Genomic DNA, 22,063 nt, shown 5'->3' with positions numbered 1-22,063 from the left:
TTTATATCCCTCGCTTTCGCGTTCCAGTCATGATCATCACAATTCCCATTACAATAATGAGGAATACGGCAATTGTCGAACCCATTCCCCAATCCTGCGTTACTAAAAAATGCTGCTCAATGGCCGTCCCTAGCGTAATAACGCGATTCCCAGCAATTAATCTTGTTAGCATAAAAAGCGAGAGGGCAGGAATAAAAACAGCCTGAAAGCCTGACTTTACACCATCAAGGGTCAGAGGAAAAATAACTCGGTAAAAGGTCGTCCATGCTGAAGCGCCTAAATCCTGAGCTGCATCTATAAAAGATGGATTCAATTCATTTAATGAATTAAAAATCGGTAAAATCATAAAGGGAATGAAAATATACACCGATACGAAAACAAAGCTAAAATCAGTAAATAGGAGTTGCTTGTGCCCAATTCCGATTAATTCAAGAAATTGATTTGCTGCCCCTTTCCCTCCTAAAATGCCAAGGAAGGCGTATGCTTTTAACAGCAAATTAATCCATGAGGGCAGGATGATTAACAAAAGCCAAAGCTGCTTATGCTTCGTTTTAGTCAATAAGTATGCAGCAGGATATGCAATCAATAATGAAAACAACGTAATTAAAAAAGCATACCAAAAGGAGTTCAATGTCATTTTTAAATACACAGGCGTTAAAAATTTTTGATAGTTTCCAAAGGTAAAGTTCCCCTCTATATCAAATAGAGAATAGTAAGCAACGAGAATAATTGGGGCAACAACAAAAAGTAGGATCCAAATATAATAAGGGATCATATATACATAACGTGTCCTAGTGCTCATTTGTTTACCTCTTTATAGCTTTCCAAACGTTTATCAAATTCCTCTTCTGATTCGCCTAAACGCATAATATGTATCGCTTCTGGTTCAAATGTCAACCCGATTATTTCCTCTACATTTGCTTTTTTCGTAGAATGGATCATCCATTCATTTCCGTCTTCATCATAGCAGCAAATCTCATAATGGACTCCCCGAAAAAGCTGTGAATCCACCTTCACTTGAAATTTCCCTTGGGCAGGTGTCGTAATTTCTAAATCTTCCGGACGAATCACAACCTCAACCTCTTCATTCGGATGGAATCCCTGATCGACACAGTCAAATATTTTCCCGCCAAACTCCACCGAAAAATCTCGAAGCATTTTTCCTGAGACAATATTCGATTCACCGATAAAATCAGCGACAAATCGATTTACAGGCTCATCATAAATATCCGTTGGCGTGCCGCTTTGCTGTATCCTCCCTTTATTTAAGACAAAAATCTCGTCCGACATAGCTAGTGCTTCCTCTTGATCATGCGTAACAAAAATAAAGGTAATGCCAAGCCGCCGCTGTAAAGCACGCAATTCATACTGCATTTCGGTTCGAAGCTTTAGATCTAATGCCGATAACGGCTCATCAAGTAAAATCACTTCTGGCTCGTTCACAATCGCACGTGCAATGGCAACGCGCTGACGCTGTCCCCCAGACATTTCACGTATTTCTCGATTTTCATAGCCTTCTAGATTTACAAACCGAAGAGCTTCCTTTACTTTTTCTTGAATCGCCGTCTGTTTCATTTTTTTAATCCTTAATCCAAATGCTACATTTTCAAATACATTTAGATGAGGGAACAAAGCATAATCTTGAAAAACCGTATTGACTTGTCTCTTATTAGCAGGCACCTCGTTGATGATTTTTCCATTGAAATAAATATTGCCTTGAGAAGGCTCTGTAAATCCAGCAATTAATCGTAATATCGTCGTTTTTCCACAACCTGAAGGACCAAGCAAGGTGTAAAACTTTCCACGTTCAATTTCAAAGCTAACATTATCTAATACGATAGAATTTTGGTCAAACTGCTTTGTAACATGCTCAAACCGAATAATGTTTTCTGACATGACATCCTCCAATAAAGCCTCACAGCGATCTTTTATCATTTACTTTTAATCTACCAAAAATAAAACATCGTCACAATCTCATTCATAGTATTTTTTTCCTAAATATAAACTTTCTTACAACAAAAAAATCCAATGAGCTGATTGAGCAATTGGATTTTTTTGTTTCTTTTATTTAATTCGCAACCGATTTGTCTAGCGAAGTCAATTCTTCTGACTCTTGTTTCTGCTGTTTTTTGTTGGTAAGCTTCACATTTTTTAAGAAAAAGGCAATAACCATTCCAATAATGATAAACAATAGTCCTGTAAAAAAGACACTATGCAGAGAGTCCATTAAGGAAGTTTTCAGAAGCGGCACCATTTTCTCAACTAATTCACTAGGCATCTTCTTTAATGCCTCCGGGCTAAATAGCATTTGGAATAAGCTTTCTGGATTCTTTGCAATCGTTCGTTCTAATGGTGATGTTAGCGCACTTGCTTGTTCTGGCAGTGAGTGAAGAAATGGGACAAGCTTATCCGTTAGTAAAGTACCAGCTCTCGCATTCATCACAGCTCCGAGGACTGTAATTCCAAACGTTCCACCTATAGAGCGGAAAAATTGGCTTGAAGACGTTACAACGCCAAGCTCCTTTTTCGAAAAGCTTTCTTGAAGGGCTATTGTAAGTAAAGGCATAACCAACCCCATTCCAAAACCGATGATCGCCATATAGGCAGTAGCGATTAGCTTGCTTGAATCCATGTTCAAGGAGGTCAACAATCCAAATCCACCAGCCATAATGAACATTCCGATGATAATTTGCGTCTTCAGCCCAATTTTATAGACTAGCTGCCCGCCAATCACACTTGCTACAATCATGGAGATCATCATCGGTGCCATAATTGTTCCTGATTCTGTCGCACTCACCCCTAAAATTCCTTGCATAAAAAATGGAACAAACGTAATTGCACCAAACATCCCAACACCCATAAAAAACCCAATTAAATTTAAGAACGTAAAGGTTCTATTTTTAAATAAATGCATGGGTAGGATCGGTTCTTTTGCTTTCATTTCCACGATTACAAAGCTAACTAAACCAATAATGGAGAGCACAATTAGACCAATGATTTGCCAGGAATCCCAGCTGTAATCCTTGCCTCCGAGACTTAGAGCTAATAGTAAACTAACTATCCCAACAATCATTGTAAACATACCAGCAAGATCAAATTGAATAGGACCTGTTTGCTTACGGCCTTTAAGTCCTAATGAAATCAAGATCGTTGCGATAATTCCAACAGGAAGATTGATATAAAACACCCAGCTCCAATTGAATGAATCCACAATCCACCCGCCAATTTGCGGACCTATAACGGAAGCTAAACCAAAGACAGCTCCAAATACTCCTTGAAATTTCGCTCTAGCCTTTCCTGTAAACAAATCCCCGATTACAATCATAGCCATTGGCATCATGACGCCACCGCCTACTCCTTGCAAGCCGCGGAAAATAATCAATTCAGTCATATTATTAGCCATACCACATAGCGCAGAAGCAACCATAAATACAATCAGTCCCGTAACATAGACGGTTCTTCTTCCTAATAGATCTGCTAATTTCCCCGCAATTGGGACAACCGTTGTAGAGGTTAATAAATAAGCGGTAGTAAGCCATGTCATCATACTCACACCGCCAAGATCACCAACAATCCTTGGCATAGCTGTTCCTACTATTGTATTATCTAAAGCGGCAAAAAACATTGCAATTACCAGACCAATTAACAATAAGGTCCGATTTTCATTCTTCTCAATCGATGAACTCATCTTTTTGATTCTCCTTTATGATATTAAAATTCTTCCGTAATTGAACTCGCTAGCTTTTCCGCAATCGCTGCCATAGAAGAAAGCTCCTCTTCAGATAAATAAGCAAGGTATTTTCGAACAATAGCTTTTCTTGCTTCAAAAACTTTATCGAGTTTTTCTTCTCCTCTTTTTGTAATACTAATATTGACTACTCGCCGATCCTTTTGATCATGCTCCCTTATAACAAATTCATTTTGTACAAGGCGATCTACCATCGTTGTTGCCGCACTTGGCTTCACATCTAATTTTTCTGCTAATTGAGTTACTTTACAACTTCCCCCTTTTTTTAAAAAAATTAAAACAAATAACTGAGAAGGAGTGATTCCTTGTTCGTTCATACTTTCATGCAGCTCCGGCTGCATTTTTTGAAAGGTTATTTGAAAGGCTGCTTGTATTCGAGCAATATAATCTTGCTTTTCCATTATTCCCAATCTCCTTATTTATTTCGGAAAATAAAATATTACATATATCAAATATTTAACTAACATTAAATATATTCCTATGTTAAATAAATGTCAATTATCAGAAAGAAAATTAAACCTTTTGAAAAAACAATTGACAACCCACTTTGACACCTAGAATTTTCGTTAAGTGTAATTGAGCATCTATCATTCTTTCATATTCATAATACGTTTCCTTGAAAATAATAGATGATTTTTATATACTTACTAAAAGTAAGTAATTTGAATAATATAACTTATATTCATTTAATCTATTCAAAATAGACAGATAAATAAAGGTGGTCTTATGCATTTAGAGGCAGATGTTTGTATTGTTGGCGCTGGTCCTGGAGGGGCTCTATTAGGATATTTACTTGCAAAAGAGAATATATCTACGATTGTGCTGGAACGTAACGAAGGAACATACAAATCATTTAGAGGCGAGCATCTAAACGATGAAGGGGAATACATGCTAAAGAAGAATCATCTTCTAGACAAAGTGGAAAAAAGCAAACTTCTTCTTATGAAACGAGTCGAATATTGGGAGAATGGAAAAGCTGTCAAATCGATCTTTCCTTCTCCTGGTCATCAGCATACAGGGATTCATATTCCGCAAAATTATTTACTAGACGTATTAATAAAGGCAGCTCAAGCTTTTAAACATTTTCAGCTATTAAACGGTACAACAGCTGCTGAACTCATTCAAGATAAAAATGGCTTTTTTACTGGGATAAAGGCAAAACGATTAGGAGAAGAGATAATCATCAATAGCTCGATTATTGTTGCCGCTGATGGCCGCTACTCTACTGTCAGAAGACTTGCTAACATTCCAACCACCATCATAAAGCACGGATATGATCTGCTTTGGGCTAAAATTCCTGCACCTAATCAGTGGGAGCCAATCATTAAAATGGCATCTGTGAATGGCCATCAGCTTGCTTTATTCACACAAACTGGTGGTTATATTCAAATTGGCTGGAACATCAAGGAAGGCTCTTTTCCTGTACTCAGAAAGCATTCCTTTGCTCCTTTTATTCAGCAGTTAGTCGATGCTTTTCCTGAATTAAATGAAGTGGTCAACAAACATATTCAATCATGGAAGGATTTCGTCTTATTACAAGTTCAAAGCTGCCGCTGTGAAACATGGGTAAAAGATGGTGTCATCCTTATGGGAGATGCAGCTCATACAATGACACCGACCGGTGCATTGGGGCTAAATTGTGCTTTAAAAGATGCTGATGTTTTATCAAACATCATAAAAAAAGCTCTATTCAAAAAAGAAAATACATTCTCGTATTTAAAAAAATTCGAGGATATGCGCAGAAACGATATTGAAGAAAAACAAGAACAGCAAATCAAACAAGAACAGTCTTTTATGCAAAATTATGTTTCGTTTAAATAGATAGAAAGGAACACCTTCCATCATCGCAGGTTTTCCTTTCTTATTTTTTCCATATTAGGAAATACATATTTGATGGTTACAGCTCTACTACTTTTGGTATCCAAGTTTGAGACCATTTTTCGATTTCTCTAATAATCGGTTCTAGTGCCTTCCCTTTATCTGTTAAGGCATATTCAACCCGAACCGGGACCTCTGGATAAACATGCCTGCTAACAATTCCTTCTTCTTCTAATTCTTTTAATCTCTCTGATAGAAGCCTTCCGCTAACAGGAAGTGCAGATTGTATCGCACAAAATCGTTGTTGTCCAGATAGCAATTGAAAAATAATCAAACCTGTCCATCGTTTGCTTATAATTTGCATTCCTTTTTCAAATCTAGGACAAAGCAAAGATTGACTCATATGATCACCTCACTATAGTGCTAGTATAGCAAAAAAAATTCCGTTTTCATTCATTTTTACTTTTGTAAATTATTTTTATTAATTTAGTTATAAAAAGTAAGTAAGTAAATAAAATCAGCGACTGGCGTAACAGACCTTTATTTTTTCTTATAATTCAAAAAATTCACCCAGCTCTAATACCATTCCTTTTACCTTTTTTAACCGCTTAACAAATGCTTTAGGGTCCTGTTCAATAACTGGAAACGTATTGTAGTGAATCGGGATTACGAGCTTTGGTTCTACCCATTTCGCTGCTATTAAAGCATCATCTGGTCCCATTGTAAAATTATCGCCAATCGGCAGAAAAGCTACGTCAATCTTACTAAATTTACTTAAGAGCTTCATATCCGAAAAAAGCGCTGTATCGCCAGCATGATAAATGGTTTTCCCTTCAATGGTAAGTAATAATCCCGCAGGCATCCCCGTATAAACAATTTGCTTATTCTCGTATTCTGTATAGCTTGATCCATGAAAGGCTTGGGTCAGCTTAACGGTTCCAAAATCAAAAGTGTAGGCTCCTCCAATCGACATTGCATGCGTCTCAACCCCTTGCCAGCCTATGTAATCTGCCAGCTCCGCAGTTGCTACAACTAGAGCATTATTTCGTTTCGCTATTTCTACAGTGTCCCCCACATGATCATTGTGGCCATGTGTTAATAAAATGACATCTGCTTTTACTTCGTCTGCTTTTAGATCGCATAATGAATTTCCTGTGATAAAAGGATCTATTAATATGATCTTTTCATTTGTTTCGATTTTTACAACAGAATGCCCGTGAAATGAAATTTTCATTTTTTTCTCGCTCCTTTTTAGTAGCTTTTTTATACAATCCTTTTCATTACGCTAAATCTTTTCCAACACTTCTTCAGTTAACATATACCTCATTCTATCTTTTTTTAATCATTCCTTTTAAAATCAGTCAATTTTGTGAATAATCTATCAAAAAATATTTCAAATCATAGAAAAATATATTATACTTACTTTCTATGTTTATTTTATGCTTCAAGGAGGATATTATGGGTTTTATCGAAAAAATCAGCTCGTTTGCTGGTAAAACATTTACTTTATGGGTTATTTTAATAGCGGCCGTTGCTTACCTATATCCAGAGAATTTCACATGGATTGGAAAATATATTGTTCCTTTATTAGGAATTGTTATGTTTGGTATGGGGCTTACCTTGTCTGCAGCGGATTTCAAAGAAGTTTTTCGTCGTCCAAAAGATGTGGCTCTTGGTGTTGTAGGTCATTTTATTATCATGCCGTTGCTCGCATTTTTACTAGCCATTGGATTAGATTTACCTAAAGAAGTAGCCGTTGGGGTCATTTTAGTAGGATGCTGTCCTAGTGGAACTTCTTCTAATGTAATGGTGTTTTTAGCAAGAGGAAACGTGGCACTTGCTGTTGCAATCGCATCCGTTTCAACTCTATTAGCACCAATTGTAACACCTTTATTGATTTTACTTTTTGCAAGTAAATGGGTAGATATTAGCATTATGTCTTTATTTATTTCTATCGTTCAGGTTGTTATTATCCCATTAACATTAGGATTTATTATTAAAAAGTTCTTTGGAAAACAAGCGGAAGCAAGTGCAAAAGCGTTACCTCTCGTCTCGGTTATTGCCATTGTTCTTATTGTATCAGCTGTCGTTGCAGGTAACCAAGCGAATCTGGCTAAAACAGGATTGCTTATTTTTGCCGTAGTAGTGCTTCATAATGTATTAGGATTTTTAATTGGGTTTTTCTTTGCTCGTATGTGTGGAATGGATTTGGCCAAGCAAAAGGCTGTTGCAATGGAAGTCGGCATGCAAAATTCAGGGCTAGGAGTAGCAATTGCAAACGCGCATTTCTCTCCTTTAGCTGCTGTGCCAAGTGCCATTTTCAGTGTATGGCATAATATTTCCGGTTCCCTTTTAGCTGTTATTTTTAGTAGACTAAAAGATAAAAAAGAGAAATAAATAAAAAAACCGGGCGGATGCCCGGTTTTTTTATTGCAAATATCCTAGCTTTTTGGAGACCTCTGAAGCAGCAGATATTACTTTTTCAACTAAATATGGTGTTCTTTCCTCCGTGATCCTTACATCAGGCCCTGCAATACTTAAACCAGCAACGATCTCACCATTATAATTTAATATGGGGGCTGCTATCGCTGTCGTATAGTTTTCTAGCTCCGATTTACTGATCGAGTAGCCTTTTTTTCTATTTTCTATTAATATATAGCGCAACTTATCTTTATCCATAATGCTCCCAAGTCCATATTGTATTAATTGAATGGAATTGATATAGGCTTCTTGCTGCTCTTCAGGCAAAAAAGCAAGTATTATTCTGGAATCCCCTGCATGCAAGGGTGATTTTCTACCGATTGCTGTATATAACCTAACAGGCTGTGTCGTATCCTGCTTTTCAATATACATTCCTTCATTCCCATACTTCACAATCAGATTCACAGCTTCTCCTACTTCATCTCGAAGCTCTTTCATAACTGGCAAAGCAATTTTTCGAATATCCAATCTTTCCGCTACAAGCTGTCCAAATTGAAGAAATAATAGGCCTAGAGAATATTTCCCATCCTCATCTTTATCAAGCAGCTGCATGTCCTCAAGTGATGAAAGCATACGGTGTACCGATGTTTTCGGAAGCCCTGAAATTTGAATAATTTCACTCAGGCTTAGTTTTGAATGATTCAGAAATAAATTAAGGACGGTCATTGATTTAATTACTGTTTTGTTTTTACTTTGCATAAGCTTCCCCTTCTTACTCTTCCGAAATGACGTTCCGAATTAACCAAAAGCTCGTCATTCTTCAAATCATTAATAAATGAAAAAATTCTTATATCTGATCGTACCAATTATCGGAACTTCCGACAACCGTCGAAGGGGGTTTTATCATTTAGCTTATCCTTGTTTGAGCACTTCGTTTGTTTCTAAAAAGCTCGTCGTAAAGTCCCCTTTAATAAAAGAATCATGATTTAATAGCTCAAGATGAAACGGAATAGTCGTGTGTATGCCTGAAATCACAAATTCTTCTAAGGCTCGCTTCATTTTTTGAATCGCTTCCATACGATCTTTTCCATGTACGATCATTTTTGCTACCATTGAATCATAAAAAGGAGAAATCTCATAACCAGGGTAAACGGCACTATCAATACGAACTCCAAATCCTCCTGGAGGCAAATACATCTCTACCTTCCCTGGTGATGGCATAAAGCTTTTAAATGGATTTTCAGCATTGATTCGACATTCGATCGCCCAGCCATTTAGTTGAACAGCTTGTTGATCAAAGGATAGCGGGTAACCCGCTGCGATTGAAATCTGTTCCTTGATTAAATCTATTCCTGTAACTAGCTCGGTCACCGGATGCTCTACTTGGATTCGCGTGTTCATCTCCATAAAATAGAAATCCCCATGCTTGTCGAACAAAAACTCAACCGTTCCGACTCCATGATAGTTAACCGCTTTCGCTGCTAAAATAGCTGCTTGTCCCATTTTATTCCTCAACGCTTCATCTAAAGCAGGAGATGGTGCCTCTTCAACTAATTTTTGATGGCGGCGCTGAATCGAACAGTCGCGCTCGCCTAGATGCACAACGTTTCCTTCCCGATCCCCAATAATTTGAATTTCGATATGTCGCGGCTCTTCGATATATTTCTCTAAGTACACACCAGGGTTTCCAAAAGCTGTTTCAGCCTCTTGCTGGGCTTGGCGAATGGATTTCTCCAGCTCCTCTTCATTAAAAGCAAGCCGCATCCCTTTTCCGCCACCGCCAGCTGTTGCCTTAACCATAATAGGAAAACCAATTTGCTTCGCTGTCTCAATCGCTTCATCTAAGCTGCTAATTAAACCATCTGTACCTGGAACGATCGGAACCCCTGCTTTTTGCATCGTTTCGCGGGCAACGGACTTTAAACCCATTTGCCTAATGGCATCAGGTTCAGGGCCAATAAAGGTAATATCATGCAGGGCACATATTTCCGCAAACCCATCATGTTCAGCTAGAAACCCGTAACCAGGATGAATCGCATCTGCTCCCGTAACAAGCGCAACACTTATCAAGCTTTTCATATTTAAATAGCTGTCTTTTGAGCTTGTTTTTCCAATACAGAACGCTTCATCTGCCCATTTGACATGTAAAGCTTCTTTATCGGCCTCAGAATAAGCCGCAACAGTTTTAATCCCCATCTCCCGACAGGCACGAATGATTCGGACTGCAATCTCTCCTCTGTTCGCTATCATCACTTTCTTAAACATCATTAAGCGCTCCTCTTTCTATTAATCTTGTTTGATTAAAAATAAAGCTTGTCCGTATTCAACCACTTGTCCGTCTTTGACCAGCACCTCTACTACTTCCCCTTTAATCTCAGATTCTACCTCATTAAAGAGCTTCATCGCCTCAATCAGACAAACCACTTTACCCTCATCAACAATGTCCCCTATTTTTATATAAGGCTCAGACCCTTCATCTGGCCGAGAGTAAAAGGTTCCTACCATTGGAGATACGATTTGATGAATTTGATCCTGTGGTGCTGCAGAAGTATCCTTCTCTTCTGTCTTTAAAACCGGCTCCACTGTTTTTTCTTGCGGCAAAGCTTCCATTTCTTTTTTCGGTTGAATAACTGACTCTGAAAGAGGATGATTTGTTTTATCTATCAAGACCTTTGTTCCATCATGCTCTACGTAAAGCTTTTGAATATGCGATTCATTCATCATGGAAATAACTTCTTTTAATTCATGCAGGTTTAACATCGTTCACACACCTTTTTAATTTAATGAAATAACAGCCTCTAAAGCTTTCAGTTTTCTTTCTCGTTCTAAATACAATTGTTCTGCTTCTTCATGTGTAATGTTAGAAAAATAAATTTCCTCACCAGGCTTCGTTTGAGCAATCAAAGGCAAGTCTACGGAAACGACTTGACCGATTTTCGGATAACCTCCAGTTGTTTGTCGATCTGCGAGTAGAATGATTGGATTCCCATCAGGAGGAATTTGAATCGTTCCATGCGTAACTGCTTCTGAGATCATTTCAACCTTTTCATTCAGCTCAATTTTTGGTCCAGCGATTCTGTACCCCATTCGATCCGATTGACTTGAAACCTTAAAAGGCAGCGTAAAAAATTCAGAACAGCTCGATCGTTTAAATAGATCAAATTGTCTCCCATTCATCACTCTGATCACTGGAGATTTACGAAGAGGTAAAAATTCCTTTCGATTCACAAACCAGCCCGTTGTCGCAAATGGCGATTCCTTCTGCTTAAGCTTGAGTTGGTTAAATAACCTGTTTGATTTTTCGGACATGCTTCCGCTAGCTAGCACGTCACCAGCTTTGAGAGCCCTACCGTTAAATCCTCCAATGCCTCCAAGCAAATAAGTGCTCTTGCTATTCATTTTTTTCGGTATATCATACCCTCCAGCTAACGCAAGATAGGTTCTGCATCCTTCTTTACATGGTCCGAATTTAAGAATACTTCCCTTTTTCACAAAAATAGGTCTCCACCCTGAAACAGGATTTCCGTTGATGTTAGGTGATAGATCTCCTCCTGTAATAGCGATTAAAGAGTCCTCTTCAAACGATATAGATGGACCCACTAGTGTCATCTCTAAGACTGCTTCTTTTTCTTCATTTCCTACAAGAAGATTGGCTACCCTCAAAGAAAGAGCATCCATTGCCCCACTCACAATCACACCGTGCTGTTGAAAACCATATCTTCCTAAGTCTTGAATGCTTGTGAGCAAACCTGGGCGCATAACTCTAATACTCATTGATTTCTCCCCCTATTAAGCTCTTCTAAAAACTCTTCTTGAGAGATTGATCGAAATTTCACTCGATCACCTGCTTGTAGAAGACTTGGCGGATGTTCATTCGGCAAAAATAGGGGTGTAGGCGTTTTTCCTATTAACTGCCAACCTCCCGGAGTGGATATAGGATAGATGCCTGTCTGCTTGCCCGCAATTCCAACCGAACCTACAGGAATGGATGTACGAGGAGTTGAACGCCTAGGGGTAGCTATTTTGTCTGACATTCCGCCCATAAAGGCAAATCCAGGGGCAAAGCCAATCATATAAACAAGGTACTCTCCGGTTGAATGAATCGCAATCACTTCATCTGTTGTCAATCCATTATGCTTAGCGACATCCTCTAAATCTGGACCATATACTCCTCCATAGCAAATAGGAATTTCAATTGTTCGATGAATGAAATCTTGCGAATCGCTTATATTTTTTAATTCTTCTTTAATAATGGACTGAACGATTTGAAAAGGAGAGCTTATTTTCTTTTGCTTATGCTGGTTATAGATGATGACTGGATCATAATAGAGCGTAACATTTGTAAAGGATGGTACACATTCGATAAAACCGTCCGGTAAATTTTTTTCAAAATGATTTTTCAGCTTCATCACCTTACGATGTACTTCGTGACTAATTTCATTTCCTAATTGAATGACTATAGCTGAGTCGCCAAGTGCTGTAATCTGAATGTTTGATAGATTATTTATGATCACTTGAGACATCTTATCCCCTCTTTATCTATATAAAATTTTAAAGAGGAGATAAGGAATCGAACCTTCTCCTCTTTCCGTGTTACAAAACGCCTAATTTTTCATCTCTTAAATCCGTTATAAACATATACCCTGGAGCATGTGTAATCATGAGTTCTGGTTTTGATTCCATTGCCACAGCTTGGGGAGTTACGCCGCAGGCCCAAAACACCGGAACCTCTCCAGCATTAATTGGAACCATATCGCCAAAATCAGGTTGATTAATATTTTGGATTCCAATCACACTCGGATCTCCAATATGGATTGGTGCACCGTGGACAGCTGGGAATCTTGACGTTACCTGTACCGCTCTGACGACATCGCTCTGTTTAATAGGTCGCATACTGGCAACCGTCATTCCTTGAAATTTCCCTGCCTTTACACAAGGAATATTTGTTTTATACATTGGCACATTACAATCTTGTTCGATGTGACGAATCGGTATTTCGTTCTTTAATAAAGCATGTTCAAAGGTAAAGCTGCACCCAATCAGAAATCCAACCATATCTTCTTCCCAATAGGCTGTAATATCTGTCACCTCTTCTACTAGCTCCCCGTGTTTATAAATTCGATATTTCGGAATATCGGTACGAATATCACCTGTCGGGGCTGCAATTTGCGGAATAGGAGATCCTACTTCTGTTACATCAAGAATCGGACATGGTTTCGGATTTCGTTGACAGAATAGAAGAAAATCAAACGCATCCTCTTTCTTTAAAATAGCTAGGTTCGCCTGTGCAAAGCCATTAGCCATTCCAGCTGTAGGACGAATGAGTTCATTTTGACGAATCATTTTTCTTAAATCAGATGGAGAAACGCTTGATAAATCATTCATTTCTTAACTCCTCACTATTTTTTGTTATACTAGGCACTCAGGTGAAGAAGCTCTTCACCTGAGTGCCCTTAGTTATGACAATGAAACAATTCTACTTAAATAACAGCGGCACTTGATCAATAATCGTGTAAACACCCATTATTGCCATTACAATTACAACTAAAGCACCTGTTATTGTTAACCAAATTGGATGCTTATAAGAGCCAACAATACTCTTTTTATACGCTGCGATTAGTAAGATTCCAAGAGCAATTGGAAGAATAAGTCCATTAAGCGCCCCAACTAATATAAGAATTTTAACAGGCTTTCCAATTAACACAAATGAAATCGTTGAAACGACAATGAAACCAATAATGATCCATCTGTGATTTTGCTCTAATTTACTATGGAACGTACGAACAAAGGATACTGATGTATAGGCAGCACCCACAACAGAGGTTACAGCAGCAGCCCACATAATAACCCCAAATATTTTATAGCCAACGTTTCCTGCAGCAAGCTGAAAAACGGATGCCGGTGGATTATTAGGATCAATTTGTAAACCTTGTGATACCACACCAAGTGCAGCTAAAAATAGTGCAACACGCATCACAGCAGTAAGCAATATTCCAACCACTGAGCTTTTTGTTACTCTTGGCAACGCATCAATACCAGTTACACCTGCATCTAAGAGACGATGTCCGCCAGCAAAAACGATATATCCTCCAACTGTACCACCCACTAATGTAACAATCGAAACAATATTTATTTCCTCTGGGGCGAACGTTCGAATGACCGCTTCACCAACTGGAGGAGATGTTTTCCATGCGACAAATATCATTAAACCAATCATGACAAATCCCGCTAATTGAGCGAAACGATCCATCGCCTTACCTGCTTCTTTTACAACAAAGATAAAAATAGCAATAATAGCACTTATGATTGCGCCTGTTTCTGGCGTAATACCAAATATGACATTTAACCCCAATCCTGCACCCGCAATATTTCCAATATTAAAGGCAAGTCCTCCCATTACAATCAAAAAGGCAAGAAGGTAACCCATTCCTGGAAAAACCATATTCGCAATATCTTGTCCCCGTTTTTCAGATACTGCAATAATGCGCCATACATTAATTTGAGTAAAAATATCGAGTACAATTGAAATTAAAATAACAAATCCAAAGCTTGCGGCTAACGTTTGTGTAAAAACCGTCGTTTGCGTTAAAAAGCCAGGTCCAATTGCTGAAGTCGCCATAAGAAACGCAGCACCTAATAACAAAGACCAGTTTATGTTTATTTTACTTGAAGGATTCTTCTCTTTTTTTACTTGCTCCATTTTTTGTTCCCCCTATTATTTAAATGATTCAATACTAATTCCAGAGGCTTCGAGAGATTCTTTTATTGATTGTGCAAATAATAGAGCATGAGTCCCATCTCCATGAATACAAACTGTATCGGCTTTTAAAGAGATGTCTACCCCTTGCTGTGACATGACTTTTCCTTCTTTAACCATTCGCTCTACTTGTGCTACGGCTTGTTCTTGTGAATGTATTAAGGCATCTTGCTGATTTCTTGATGTTAAGGATCCATCCTGTTGGTAGGTTCGATCCGCAAAAACTTCATGAGCAGTTTTCAGCCCAATTTTTTCTCCGGCACGAACAATCTCACTTCCAGATGAACCAAACAACACTAGCTCCGGATCAACTTTGTAAACAGCTTCAGCAATTGTTTCTGATAATTCTTTATTTTTTACTGCCATATTATATAAAGCACCATGTGGCTTTACATGCTGCATTGCGGCTCCTTCAGATTTGATAAACCCGTACAAAGCACCGATTTGATAGACAACCATATCATAAGCCTCTTGTGCTGAAATATTCATATTCCGACGTCCAAAGCCTATTAAATCCGGCAGTCCTGGGTGTGCACCAATTGCCACCCCATTTTGTAGAGCAAGCTTAACTGTTTTTCTCATAACAGCAGGATCACCGGCATGAAAACCACAGGCAATGTTTGCTGAAGTGACAAATGGAAGAATTTCTTCATCCATCCCTACTTTATAAGCACCAAAGCTTTCTCCTAAATCACAATTTAGATCTACACGAAACATTTTTTCGCCCCTCCATTTCTTCTTAACATTTTAAATTTTTCGATAATTAAGAGTGCTAAAGAATGTATTCAAACTTCAAAACGTTCTTTTTATATAACGTTCCGTTTTTCGGAATTACATTCCCGTTTTTTAGTTATTGAGATGATTCTAGCACAAGCTTTTTTCTTAATCTACTATGATGTTAGATTTCCTAACATGGATATTGCTGTTGAAATAATGTTGAGTATGGAACGAGGTTTAATAGATACATGATTTTCACAAAAAAATATGACCACCCAATAAAGGATAGTCATTATTTTGAACAATTTAATTTCAATGTTAAACAGATAGATTATTATTTACTTCTTTACTGGATGTTTTATTTACATACTTAAATACATTAATCGTAAATAATAGAACGCTTACAACAACGAGGATAGAACCAACAATAATGAGAGGAAGAACAGCTGTAATACCTGTTAGGATTTCAAAGGCAATACCACCTTGCATAACCGGTATCCCAATATTATGCAGCCAAAATTGTGTTTTCGCCACCTTCGTTTCCGCTGCATTCGGATAAAAATGATAGATGATCCCAAATAGCGCCATTGACACCCAACCGAGCAAGTTAATGTGAGCATGAACTGAAGCGAGACGAAAATCCTGTGCAATCCCCATGACAAACCCCAATAAAACACCAATTGTGAAATAAACAGCTGCCACCTTCAAATACCTTTTTCCCATCCTTCTTCCCCCTTATGATTGTAAGAAAATCCATCATTCCACTATATTTTCTGTACACATTTATTATAACTTGATTTTTTTAAATGGAAAAAGTTTGTTATATAAATATCCATAGTTTCTTTTTACCCTTTTAGGCTTGTATATATGGATTCCCGAATACATGTATATAAGCGCAAGCGTACTGTTTAGCCCCGACAAGAATAAGGCGAAGCACGCAAGAAATACTGATTTCTGGAGTGATTTGACTAAACTTGCGGGGCTGGACGCTGATACATTTCTACCGAAGTTAATCACAGCCAATTATTTTATTTCCTAAAAACAAAAAAACTCTCATGTTACGAGAGCTCAATTTTTGTGTGCATTTTCACAATCTATCATAAGAATCATTTATTCCCTTTTAGCACTTCTTCATATACCTTCAAATTCTGATAAACAATTTCCAATAACGGTGCTTCAACTTGATATTCTTTCGCTAAATCTATTAAATAACCCTGTAAATGGTCACCTTCAATAAAAGATCCCTTTTCCATATCCCGTTGCATAGAGGATTTCATGCTATAGCCCAATGTTTCGATCGTTTCCATTTGTACGTCAATAATATTATCGAGTATTGGAGCACCATACGTTTTCATAATATTCGCAACCTCTTCAAACAATTTACGAATAAACGCTCGTCCACCTTCACTATCTCTGATTGGCCCAATTGGTGAGCGCATTAATGTTGTTACCCCTGAAAGTCCAGTTATAAATAAGTATTTATGCCACATAGCCTGTTCGATATTATCACTTAATATAAAAGATGCTTTTGTTCCACTGAATACATCCGTTATTCGACAAATTCTCTCTGTATTACTTTGGTCCAATTCACCATACACAACACGATGAGCAGAGCTTGTTTGTACCACTTCGCCAGCTTCGTTAAGTGTCGTTTCAATAAAGCATAAACCGCCAATCACTTTCTCTTCACCAAATGCTTCTTTTAATAAAGGGACATGAGCTATTCCATTTAACAGTGGTAATATAACGGTATTATTACCCACAAACGGCTTTAGATCTTTTATCGCTGCTTGCAGATGATAAGCTTTCGTTGAAAAAAGGATTAAATCAAAAGGTGAAGCAGAATCAGCTGCTGTAATTAATTTTGGCTGGAATGTAATATCACCGTTCACACTGCGAATAACAACACCCGTTTCCTCCAGCTGCTGCTTCCGCTTCTGTCGAACTAGAAACGTAACATCTTCTCCTTTTTCGACTAACCTTCCACCAAAATAAGCCCCTACTCCTCCAGCTCCCAAGACTAATATACGCACAAAAATACTCCTTTCCACACTCAACTGTATTCCATATTATTCTAGCATATTTTCTTTTTATCAAATCAACGTATGATTGTCTATTAATTGAAATAAGTAGATAACCCAATAAACAAAAAGGGTTTTTACCAAATATCTTGATAAAAACCCTTTTTAGATAACATAATATATAAATCCTATTTCAAAACTTAAACAATCTTTTTCATTTCATTTGCTAAAAATTCAACATCTGTGCCTACCACAACTTGGACGTCGGTATTATTTAATTTGATAACTGCTTTTGCCCCATATTTCTTAAGAGAATTTTCGTCTAGCTTGTCAACATCATTTATTTGTAATCGTAAACGAGTGACACAATTATCTAAAGTAGAAATGTTTTCTTTCCCTCCAAGAGCGGTAAGATATTGTACTGCAAGCGAGCTATATTTTTCGGAACCGGCTGCCACTTCTTTACCTGCTTCTGCTAGTTCATCCTCGTCCTCACGACCAGGCGTTTTTAAATTAAATTTAATAATGGCAAAATAGAAGACAGCAAAATAGATGGCCGCATAGACAAGGCCGATCAAGAACAATAGCCAAGGCTTTGTTGCAATTCCTAAGTTTAAAAAGAAGTCAATCGCTCCTGCTGAGAAAGTAAAACCGTGGTGAATGCCTAATAAAGATGTGAATGCTAATGAAATACCTGTTAACACAGCATGCACAGCATATAATGCTGGAGCCATAAACATAAAGGTAAATTCAATCGGTTCGGTAATCCCTGTTAAGAAGGAAGTAAGAGCAAGTCCTAATAATAAACCTGTAACTGCCTTACGGCGATGTTTTTTCGCAGCTACAATCATCGCTAAACATGCGGCAGGCAGTCCAAACATCATCACTGGGAAGAAGCCTGTCATAAATCCGCCTGCTGTTGGATCCCCCGCGAAGAATCGATTAAGATCCCCAGTTTTACCATTGAATTCACCAAATACAAACCATACAATACTGTTCAATACATGGTGCAATCCTAAAGGAAGCAAAATTCGATTTAAGAATCCGAATATACCATAACCAACGGCTCCTGCACCAACGATCCAGCCTCCCACCGAATCAATTCCATGCTGGATAAATGGCCAAACAAAGCCAAATACTCCTGCTAATATAAACATCGCTAATGCTGTTAAAATAGGAGTTAAACGTTTCCCACTGAAAAATCCTAACCAGCTCGGAAGCTGTGTATTACTAAATCGATTATAAATATTTGCAGCTACAATCCCTGCAATAATTCCCCCAAGCACAGCCATATTAATCTCTTTATCTATCGCAGCAGTCCCTTTTGTTAAAACAAAGTAACCTACGGCACCAGATAACGCGGCAGCTCCGTGTCCATCCTTAGATAATCCTATCGCTACACCAATCGCAAAAATTAAAGCTAAATTATCAAAAATAGCGGCACCTGCAGCTGACATAAATGCAATATTAAATAAGTCCGGTTGGCCTAGTCGAAGCAATAATCCCGCCGCTGGCAAAACAGCAATTGGAAGCATTAACGCTTTACCAATTTTCTGAAGAAATCCTAACATGGATGAATCCCCTCTCCCTTAATGATTTGTTTGAATATAATGCTGAATAGCCTTTTTTAAATGACCTCTAGTTTTTTGCAAGGAATGTGAAGCTACTTCACTTGTTCCTCCTGTTAACACCATAAAAATTGCGCTTTTAAGATGATAATTACTTGATTGTAATACGATTTTTGCTTCATTCTCAGAAATGCCTGTAATATTCATTAGACTTTTCACAGCCCGTTGTACAAGCTTTTTATTAATGAGCTTCATATCAACCATTTCATTTTGATACACTTTCCCTAATCGGATCATGGTCGCCGTTGAAAGCATATTCAAGACCATCTTTTGGGCTGTTCCCGCCTTTAACCGTGTTGATCCGCGAATAACTTCTGCGCCAGTAGGTAATTCTATTCCAAAATCACTCTTCTCTGTTGCATCTGCATTTTCATTACAGCTAATAGAAATTGTTAAAGCATCAATCTTTTTTGCATGTTCAATGGCTGATAATACAAATGGAGTAGACCCGCTAGCTGTGACTCCGATAACAGTATCTAATGAAGAAATAGAATAGTTATCTAAAATTTTTATAATTTCCTGAATATCATCTTCATTTTCCTCCAACGGAGTCCACATGGCTTCCATCCCACCAGCTATAATGCCAATCCATTGATCTTCTTCAATTGAATAGGTTGGGATAAGCTCAACAGCATCTACTACACCAAGCCTTCCGCTTGTCCCTGCACCTACAACAAAACATCTCCCCCCTTTTTTCCATCTTTCTACAATAGAATCAACTGCTTGTGCGATTATAGGTAAAGCTTTCTTTACTGCGTGAAGAGCTTGATGATCTTCTTCATTCATTAAAGAAAGAATATCTATTGAACTCATTTCATCAATCATTATGCTTTTTACATTGCTCGCTTCAGTCATGCGTTGTTTTGTCATGCTTTTGACCTCTTCATATCAATCGTAAATTTATATCGGTCCCCTCGATATATTGATTTTACAAATTCAAACGGTTTTTCATTTTCTAAAAAACTAAACCGTTCAATCAAAAGAACTGGTGATCCTTCCTTTAAATCCAAAATCTCTGCTTCCTTTTTAAGGACAACAGAAGACTCCAAGGTTTGCGTTGCATGGGCGATTTTTAGATGCAGTTCGTTCTCTATAAAGTGATAGAGTGAAGTTTGAACAATTTCTTTTGTCAACCCTTTGAAAAAATTGGCTGGCAAATAAGAAGTTTCAATAGCCATCGGGATATCATCAGCTAGACGAAGCCGCTTTACTTCATAAACTAATGTACCTGATTCAACAGCCAATTTTTCTGCAATTTTTTTGGTTGAAGTTATCATCTGAAAATCGATAATTTTTGTCTTCGGAACCATGCCTCTTACCGCCATATCCTCAGAAAAACTAGTTAATCCTTGTAAAGCCTGTTCTACTTTCGGCTTAGCAACAAAGGTTCCCTTTCCTCTTTGTCTTACCAGAATCCCTTCATTAACCAAGTTAGTGATCGCTTGGCGGACCGTCATCCTGCTAATATCATACTTTTCGGATAATTCTCTTTCTGAGTAAATTAAATCTCCTGGCTTTAAATCTTTCTTTTCAATCAATTCCTTAATTTCTGTTTCTAACTGATAGTAAATGGGGATATGAGAATCTTTGCTGATCATGATGCTACACTGCTTTCTTTTATGATTTGTAATGCTTTACCCTTATCATCCTTAGATAACAATATCTACACATGATAGATCCTCTCTTATGAATGATTCGATTTAATATATTAATAACTATAATACTAGTTATCTATACCAGTTGAACTCATATTTGCAGTATAAAGCCTTAAAATCAGGCTGTCTCTTTTTTTGTTAGATGGTCTAACACACTTTTTAATATCTATTCTATTTTGTCAAATATAAACACATTATTTTCTTCAATTTAAATGGGAAAAATCATCTCTTTATTTCAAAGCTCTAATTATCAATAGAGAAAATGTTGCATCTTATCAATTTTTATTTTATTATTTAAGTAAATAACTAAATATCTAATTTTTATAAAAGGAAGTTCAAATATGAATAATGCATTTAAGGCACTATCAGATCCAACACGCAGGAAAATTTTAGATTTACTTAAGGAAAAAGACTTAACAGCTGGGGAAATTTCTGAGTATTTTAATATGACCAAGCCAAGTATTTCTCAGCATTTAAAAATTTTAAAACATGCAGGTCTAGTTAACGATGAAAAAAGGGGCCAATTTATTATTTATTCTTTAAACACCACTGTTTTTCAAGAATTCATTAGCTGGGCTCTAAATTTTGTGAACAACAAGGAGGAGCAAAGATGAAAAAACATGTATTCCCGATCATTTTAATTTTGGCTACGATAGCTATATGGATTGGCTTTTATACAAAGCTACCAAGCGAAATCCCTATTCACTGGAACTATAGTGGAGAGATAGACGGATATGCAACTAAATTAAACGCCATGTTGATGAACATTGGTCTTATGATACTACTTTATGCATTGCTTGTTATTGCGCCAAAGATTGATCCGAAAAAGGAGAACTATAAGTATTTTTTTAGAAGCTTCAAAATTATTCAATACTCAGTGCTATTACTTTTCTTTTTTATTAATTTAATGATCATTTCAACTGGTCTTGGTTATCATTTTCCTATGAAACTATTGCCGAACTTGATCATAGGTATCTTGTTTATTGTCCTTGGAAACTATATGCAATCCGTAAAATCAAATTACTTTTTAGGAATTAGAACACCTTGGACCTTGAGTGACGAAACCGTTTGGAAAAAAACCCATCGATTTGGTTCGAAGGTATTTATGGTCGCAGGGTTACTATTTATCGCGGGTATATTTTTACCCTATAAGTGGGGAGAAATCGTTATATTCCCTATTATTCTAGTTACTGCATTATTGCCAATTGGATATTCTTATTGGGTCTATAAAAAAGCAGTTAAAGGATAAATGACATGCCGCCCACCCTTAGAAGCTAGTTTTCCCTTTTAAGGGTGGG

23 protein-coding genes are annotated in these 22,063 nt (G+C 37.4%); 4 read left to right on the top strand and 19 right to left on the bottom strand.

What is annotated here, in order from left to right; genetic code table 11:
* Window position 1: 1 nt before the first annotated feature.
* The 4 genes from FDO66_RS08315 to FDO66_RS08300 all read right to left on the bottom strand — a co-directional run bounded on the left by FDO66_RS08315 (window position 2) and on the right by FDO66_RS08300 (window position 4,149).
* Entirely contained in the window at window positions 2-802 is an 801-nt protein-coding gene (locus tag FDO66_RS08315; RefSeq protein ID WP_141432181.1) for an ABC transporter permease, read from the bottom strand.
* Window positions 799-1,896, bottom strand: coding sequence for an ABC transporter ATP-binding protein (locus tag FDO66_RS08310; RefSeq protein ID WP_141432180.1), 1,098 nt, complete (start codon window positions 1,894-1,896; stop codon window positions 799-801). Before FDO66_RS08310 ends, FDO66_RS08315 begins: the two co-directional genes overlap by 4 nt.
* A gap of 172 nt (window positions 1,897-2,068) precedes the next feature.
* Entirely contained in the window at window positions 2,069-3,688 is a 1,620-nt protein-coding gene (locus tag FDO66_RS08305; RefSeq protein WP_141432179.1) for an MDR family MFS transporter, read from the bottom strand.
* Between the two features lie 23 nt (window positions 3,689-3,711).
* On the bottom strand, window positions 3,712-4,149 hold the full coding sequence (locus FDO66_RS08300; protein WP_141432178.1) for a MarR family winged helix-turn-helix transcriptional regulator: 438 nt from the start codon (window positions 4,147-4,149) through the stop codon (window positions 3,712-3,714).
* 325 nt (window positions 4,150-4,474) lie between these two features.
* Between FDO66_RS08300 and FDO66_RS08295 the strand changes: the two genes are divergently transcribed.
* On the top strand, window positions 4,475-5,569 hold the full coding sequence (locus FDO66_RS08295; protein WP_141432177.1) for an FAD-dependent monooxygenase: 1,095 nt from the start codon (window positions 4,475-4,477) through the stop codon (window positions 5,567-5,569).
* 76 nt (window positions 5,570-5,645) lie between these two features.
* Here the strand turns inward: FDO66_RS08295 and FDO66_RS08290 are convergent, their stop codons facing one another.
* Together FDO66_RS08290 and FDO66_RS08285 are read right to left on the bottom strand one after the other, a co-directional pair.
* A complete protein-coding gene (locus FDO66_RS08290) occupies window positions 5,646-5,969 on the bottom strand; it encodes a winged helix-turn-helix transcriptional regulator (protein ID WP_141432176.1) in 324 nt (107 codons plus the stop codon).
* 147 nt (window positions 5,970-6,116) lie between these two features.
* On the bottom strand, window positions 6,117-6,800 hold the full coding sequence (locus FDO66_RS08285; protein WP_141432175.1) for a metal-dependent hydrolase: 684 nt from the start codon (window positions 6,798-6,800) through the stop codon (window positions 6,117-6,119).
* Window positions 6,801-7,024: 224 nt separating this feature from the next.
* Here FDO66_RS08285 and FDO66_RS08280 point away from each other — a divergent pair, with 224 nt between their 5' ends.
* Window positions 7,025-7,963 carry a bile acid:sodium symporter family protein gene (locus tag FDO66_RS08280; RefSeq protein WP_141432174.1) on the top strand — a complete coding sequence of 313 codons (939 nt, stop codon included), beginning with the start codon at window positions 7,025-7,027 and terminating at the stop codon, window positions 7,961-7,963.
* Window positions 7,964-7,993: 30 nt separating this feature from the next.
* On the opposite strand, the gene FDO66_RS08275 is transcribed toward FDO66_RS08280, so the two are convergent.
* The 13 genes from FDO66_RS08275 to FDO66_RS08215 form a co-directional block, all read right to left on the bottom strand.
* Window positions 7,994-8,746 carry an IclR family transcriptional regulator gene (locus FDO66_RS08275; RefSeq protein ID WP_141432173.1) on the bottom strand — a complete coding sequence of 251 codons (753 nt, stop codon included), beginning with the start codon at window positions 8,744-8,746 and terminating at the stop codon, window positions 7,994-7,996.
* A 153-nt stretch (window positions 8,747-8,899) separates the two neighbouring features.
* A complete protein-coding gene (gene accC, locus FDO66_RS08270; protein WP_141432267.1) occupies window positions 8,900-10,252 on the bottom strand; it encodes an acetyl-CoA carboxylase biotin carboxylase subunit in 1,353 nt (450 codons plus the stop codon).
* 21 nt (window positions 10,253-10,273) lie between these two features.
* Window positions 10,274-10,747, bottom strand: coding sequence for an acetyl-CoA carboxylase biotin carboxyl carrier protein (gene accB, locus FDO66_RS08265; protein ID WP_141432172.1), 474 nt, complete (start codon window positions 10,745-10,747; stop codon window positions 10,274-10,276).
* 15 nt (window positions 10,748-10,762) lie between these two features.
* Complete coding sequence (locus FDO66_RS08260) at window positions 10,763-11,761, bottom strand: 5-oxoprolinase subunit C family protein (RefSeq protein ID WP_141432171.1); 999 nt, start codon at window positions 11,759-11,761, stop codon at window positions 10,763-10,765.
* A complete protein-coding gene (gene pxpB, locus FDO66_RS08255) occupies window positions 11,758-12,510 on the bottom strand; it encodes a 5-oxoprolinase subunit PxpB (RefSeq protein WP_141432170.1) in 753 nt (250 codons plus the stop codon). Before pxpB ends, FDO66_RS08260 begins: the two co-directional genes overlap by 4 nt.
* Before the next feature lie 70 nt (window positions 12,511-12,580).
* Window positions 12,581-13,372 carry a putative hydro-lyase gene (locus tag FDO66_RS08250; RefSeq protein ID WP_141432169.1) on the bottom strand — a complete coding sequence of 264 codons (792 nt, stop codon included), beginning with the start codon at window positions 13,370-13,372 and terminating at the stop codon, window positions 12,581-12,583.
* Between the two features lie 91 nt (window positions 13,373-13,463).
* Window positions 13,464-14,687 (bottom strand): NRAMP family divalent metal transporter, encoded by a 1,224-nt coding sequence (locus FDO66_RS08245; protein WP_141432168.1) that lies wholly within the window; start codon window positions 14,685-14,687, stop codon window positions 13,464-13,466.
* Between the two features lie 15 nt (window positions 14,688-14,702).
* Window positions 14,703-15,461, bottom strand: a complete 759-nt coding sequence (gene pxpA / locus FDO66_RS08240) for a 5-oxoprolinase subunit PxpA (RefSeq protein WP_141432167.1) — start codon at window positions 15,459-15,461, stop codon at window positions 14,703-14,705.
* Between the two features lie 318 nt (window positions 15,462-15,779).
* Window positions 15,780-16,184, bottom strand: coding sequence for a cytochrome-c oxidase (locus tag FDO66_RS08235; protein WP_141432166.1), 405 nt, complete (start codon window positions 16,182-16,184; stop codon window positions 15,780-15,782).
* A gap of 383 nt (window positions 16,185-16,567) precedes the next feature.
* Entirely contained in the window at window positions 16,568-17,494 is a 927-nt protein-coding gene (panE, locus tag FDO66_RS08230; RefSeq protein ID WP_141432165.1) for a 2-dehydropantoate 2-reductase, read from the bottom strand.
* A 188-nt stretch (window positions 17,495-17,682) separates the two neighbouring features.
* Entirely contained in the window at window positions 17,683-19,053 is a 1,371-nt protein-coding gene (nagE, locus tag FDO66_RS08225) for an N-acetylglucosamine-specific PTS transporter subunit IIBC (RefSeq protein ID WP_141432164.1), read from the bottom strand.
* 18 nt (window positions 19,054-19,071) lie between these two features.
* Window positions 19,072-19,980 carry an N-acetylmuramic acid 6-phosphate etherase gene (gene murQ / locus FDO66_RS08220; RefSeq protein ID WP_141432163.1) on the bottom strand — a complete coding sequence of 303 codons (909 nt, stop codon included), beginning with the start codon at window positions 19,978-19,980 and terminating at the stop codon, window positions 19,072-19,074.
* On the bottom strand, window positions 19,977-20,708 hold the full coding sequence (locus FDO66_RS08215) for a GntR family transcriptional regulator (RefSeq protein WP_141432162.1): 732 nt from the start codon (window positions 20,706-20,708) through the stop codon (window positions 19,977-19,979). Before FDO66_RS08215 ends, murQ begins: the two co-directional genes overlap by 4 nt.
* 398 nt (window positions 20,709-21,106) lie before the next feature.
* On the opposite strand from FDO66_RS08215, the gene FDO66_RS08210 reads away from it, so the two are divergent.
* A complete protein-coding gene (locus FDO66_RS08210; RefSeq protein ID WP_141432161.1) occupies window positions 21,107-21,379 on the top strand; it encodes an autorepressor SdpR family transcription factor in 273 nt (90 codons plus the stop codon).
* Entirely contained in the window at window positions 21,376-22,014 is a 639-nt protein-coding gene (locus tag FDO66_RS08205; RefSeq protein ID WP_141432160.1) for an SdpI family protein, read from the top strand. The genes FDO66_RS08210 and FDO66_RS08205 overlap by 4 nt, the downstream gene beginning before the upstream one ends.
* The last annotated feature ends 49 nt before the right edge of the window (window positions 22,015-22,063 follow it).

It is taken from the genome of Bacillus sp. 03113 (genome assembly GCF_006546985.1).
GTDB lineage: Bacteria > Bacillota > Bacilli > Bacillales > Cytobacillaceae > VATK01.
The sequence above is the reverse complement of the archived record's forward strand: the minus strand, read 5'-3'. Positions and strand labels throughout refer to the sequence as shown.

Coding starts and splice junctions, on each gene's coding strand:
- nagE (WP_141432164.1), bottom strand. CDS start 19,053: ATGTTAGGATTTCTTCAGAAAATTGGTAAAGCGTTAATGCTTCCAATT.
- accB (WP_141432172.1), bottom strand. CDS start 10,747: ATGTTAAACCTGCATGAATTAAAAGAAGTTATTTCCATGATGAATGAA.
- FDO66_RS08245 (WP_141432168.1), bottom strand. CDS start 14,687: ATGGAGCAAGTAAAAAAAGAGAAGAATCCTTCAAGTAAAATAAACATA.
- FDO66_RS08300 (WP_141432178.1), bottom strand. CDS start 4,149: ATGGAAAAGCAAGATTATATTGCTCGAATACAAGCAGCCTTTCAAATA.
- FDO66_RS08280 (WP_141432174.1), top strand. CDS start 7,025: ATGGGTTTTATCGAAAAAATCAGCTCGTTTGCTGGTAAAACATTTACT.
- FDO66_RS08210 (WP_141432161.1), top strand. CDS start 21,107: ATGAATAATGCATTTAAGGCACTATCAGATCCAACACGCAGGAAAATT.
- FDO66_RS08260 (WP_141432171.1), bottom strand. CDS start 11,761: ATGAGTATTAGAGTTATGCGCCCAGGTTTGCTCACAAGCATTCAAGAC.
- FDO66_RS08250 (WP_141432169.1), bottom strand. CDS start 13,372: ATGAATGATTTATCAAGCGTTTCTCCATCTGATTTAAGAAAAATGATT.
- accC (WP_141432267.1), bottom strand. CDS start 10,252: ATGTTTAAGAAAGTGATGATAGCGAACAGAGGAGAGATTGCAGTCCGA.
- pxpA (WP_141432167.1), bottom strand. CDS start 15,461: ATGTTTCGTGTAGATCTAAATTGTGATTTAGGAGAAAGCTTTGGTGCT.
- pxpB (WP_141432170.1), bottom strand. CDS start 12,510: ATGTCTCAAGTGATCATAAATAATCTATCAAACATTCAGATTACAGCA.
- FDO66_RS08310 (WP_141432180.1), bottom strand. CDS start 1,896: ATGTCAGAAAACATTATTCGGTTTGAGCATGTTACAAAGCAGTTTGAC.
- FDO66_RS08285 (WP_141432175.1), bottom strand. CDS start 6,800: ATGAAAATTTCATTTCACGGGCATTCTGTTGTAAAAATCGAAACAAAT.
- murQ (WP_141432163.1), bottom strand. CDS start 19,980: ATGACAAAACAACGCATGACTGAAGCGAGCAATGTAAAAAGCATAATG.
- FDO66_RS08275 (WP_141432173.1), bottom strand. CDS start 8,746: ATGCAAAGTAAAAACAAAACAGTAATTAAATCAATGACCGTCCTTAAT.
- FDO66_RS08315 (WP_141432181.1), bottom strand. CDS start 802: ATGAGCACTAGGACACGTTATGTATATATGATCCCTTATTATATTTGG.
- FDO66_RS08205 (WP_141432160.1), top strand. CDS start 21,376: ATGAAAAAACATGTATTCCCGATCATTTTAATTTTGGCTACGATAGCT.
- FDO66_RS08295 (WP_141432177.1), top strand. CDS start 4,475: ATGCATTTAGAGGCAGATGTTTGTATTGTTGGCGCTGGTCCTGGAGGG.
- FDO66_RS08305 (WP_141432179.1), bottom strand. CDS start 3,688: ATGAGTTCATCGATTGAGAAGAATGAAAATCGGACCTTATTGTTAATT.
- FDO66_RS08215 (WP_141432162.1), bottom strand. CDS start 20,708: ATGATCAGCAAAGATTCTCATATCCCCATTTACTATCAGTTAGAAACA.
- FDO66_RS08290 (WP_141432176.1), bottom strand. CDS start 5,969: ATGAGTCAATCTTTGCTTTGTCCTAGATTTGAAAAAGGAATGCAAATT.
- FDO66_RS08235 (WP_141432166.1), bottom strand. CDS start 16,184: ATGGGAAAAAGGTATTTGAAGGTGGCAGCTGTTTATTTCACAATTGGT.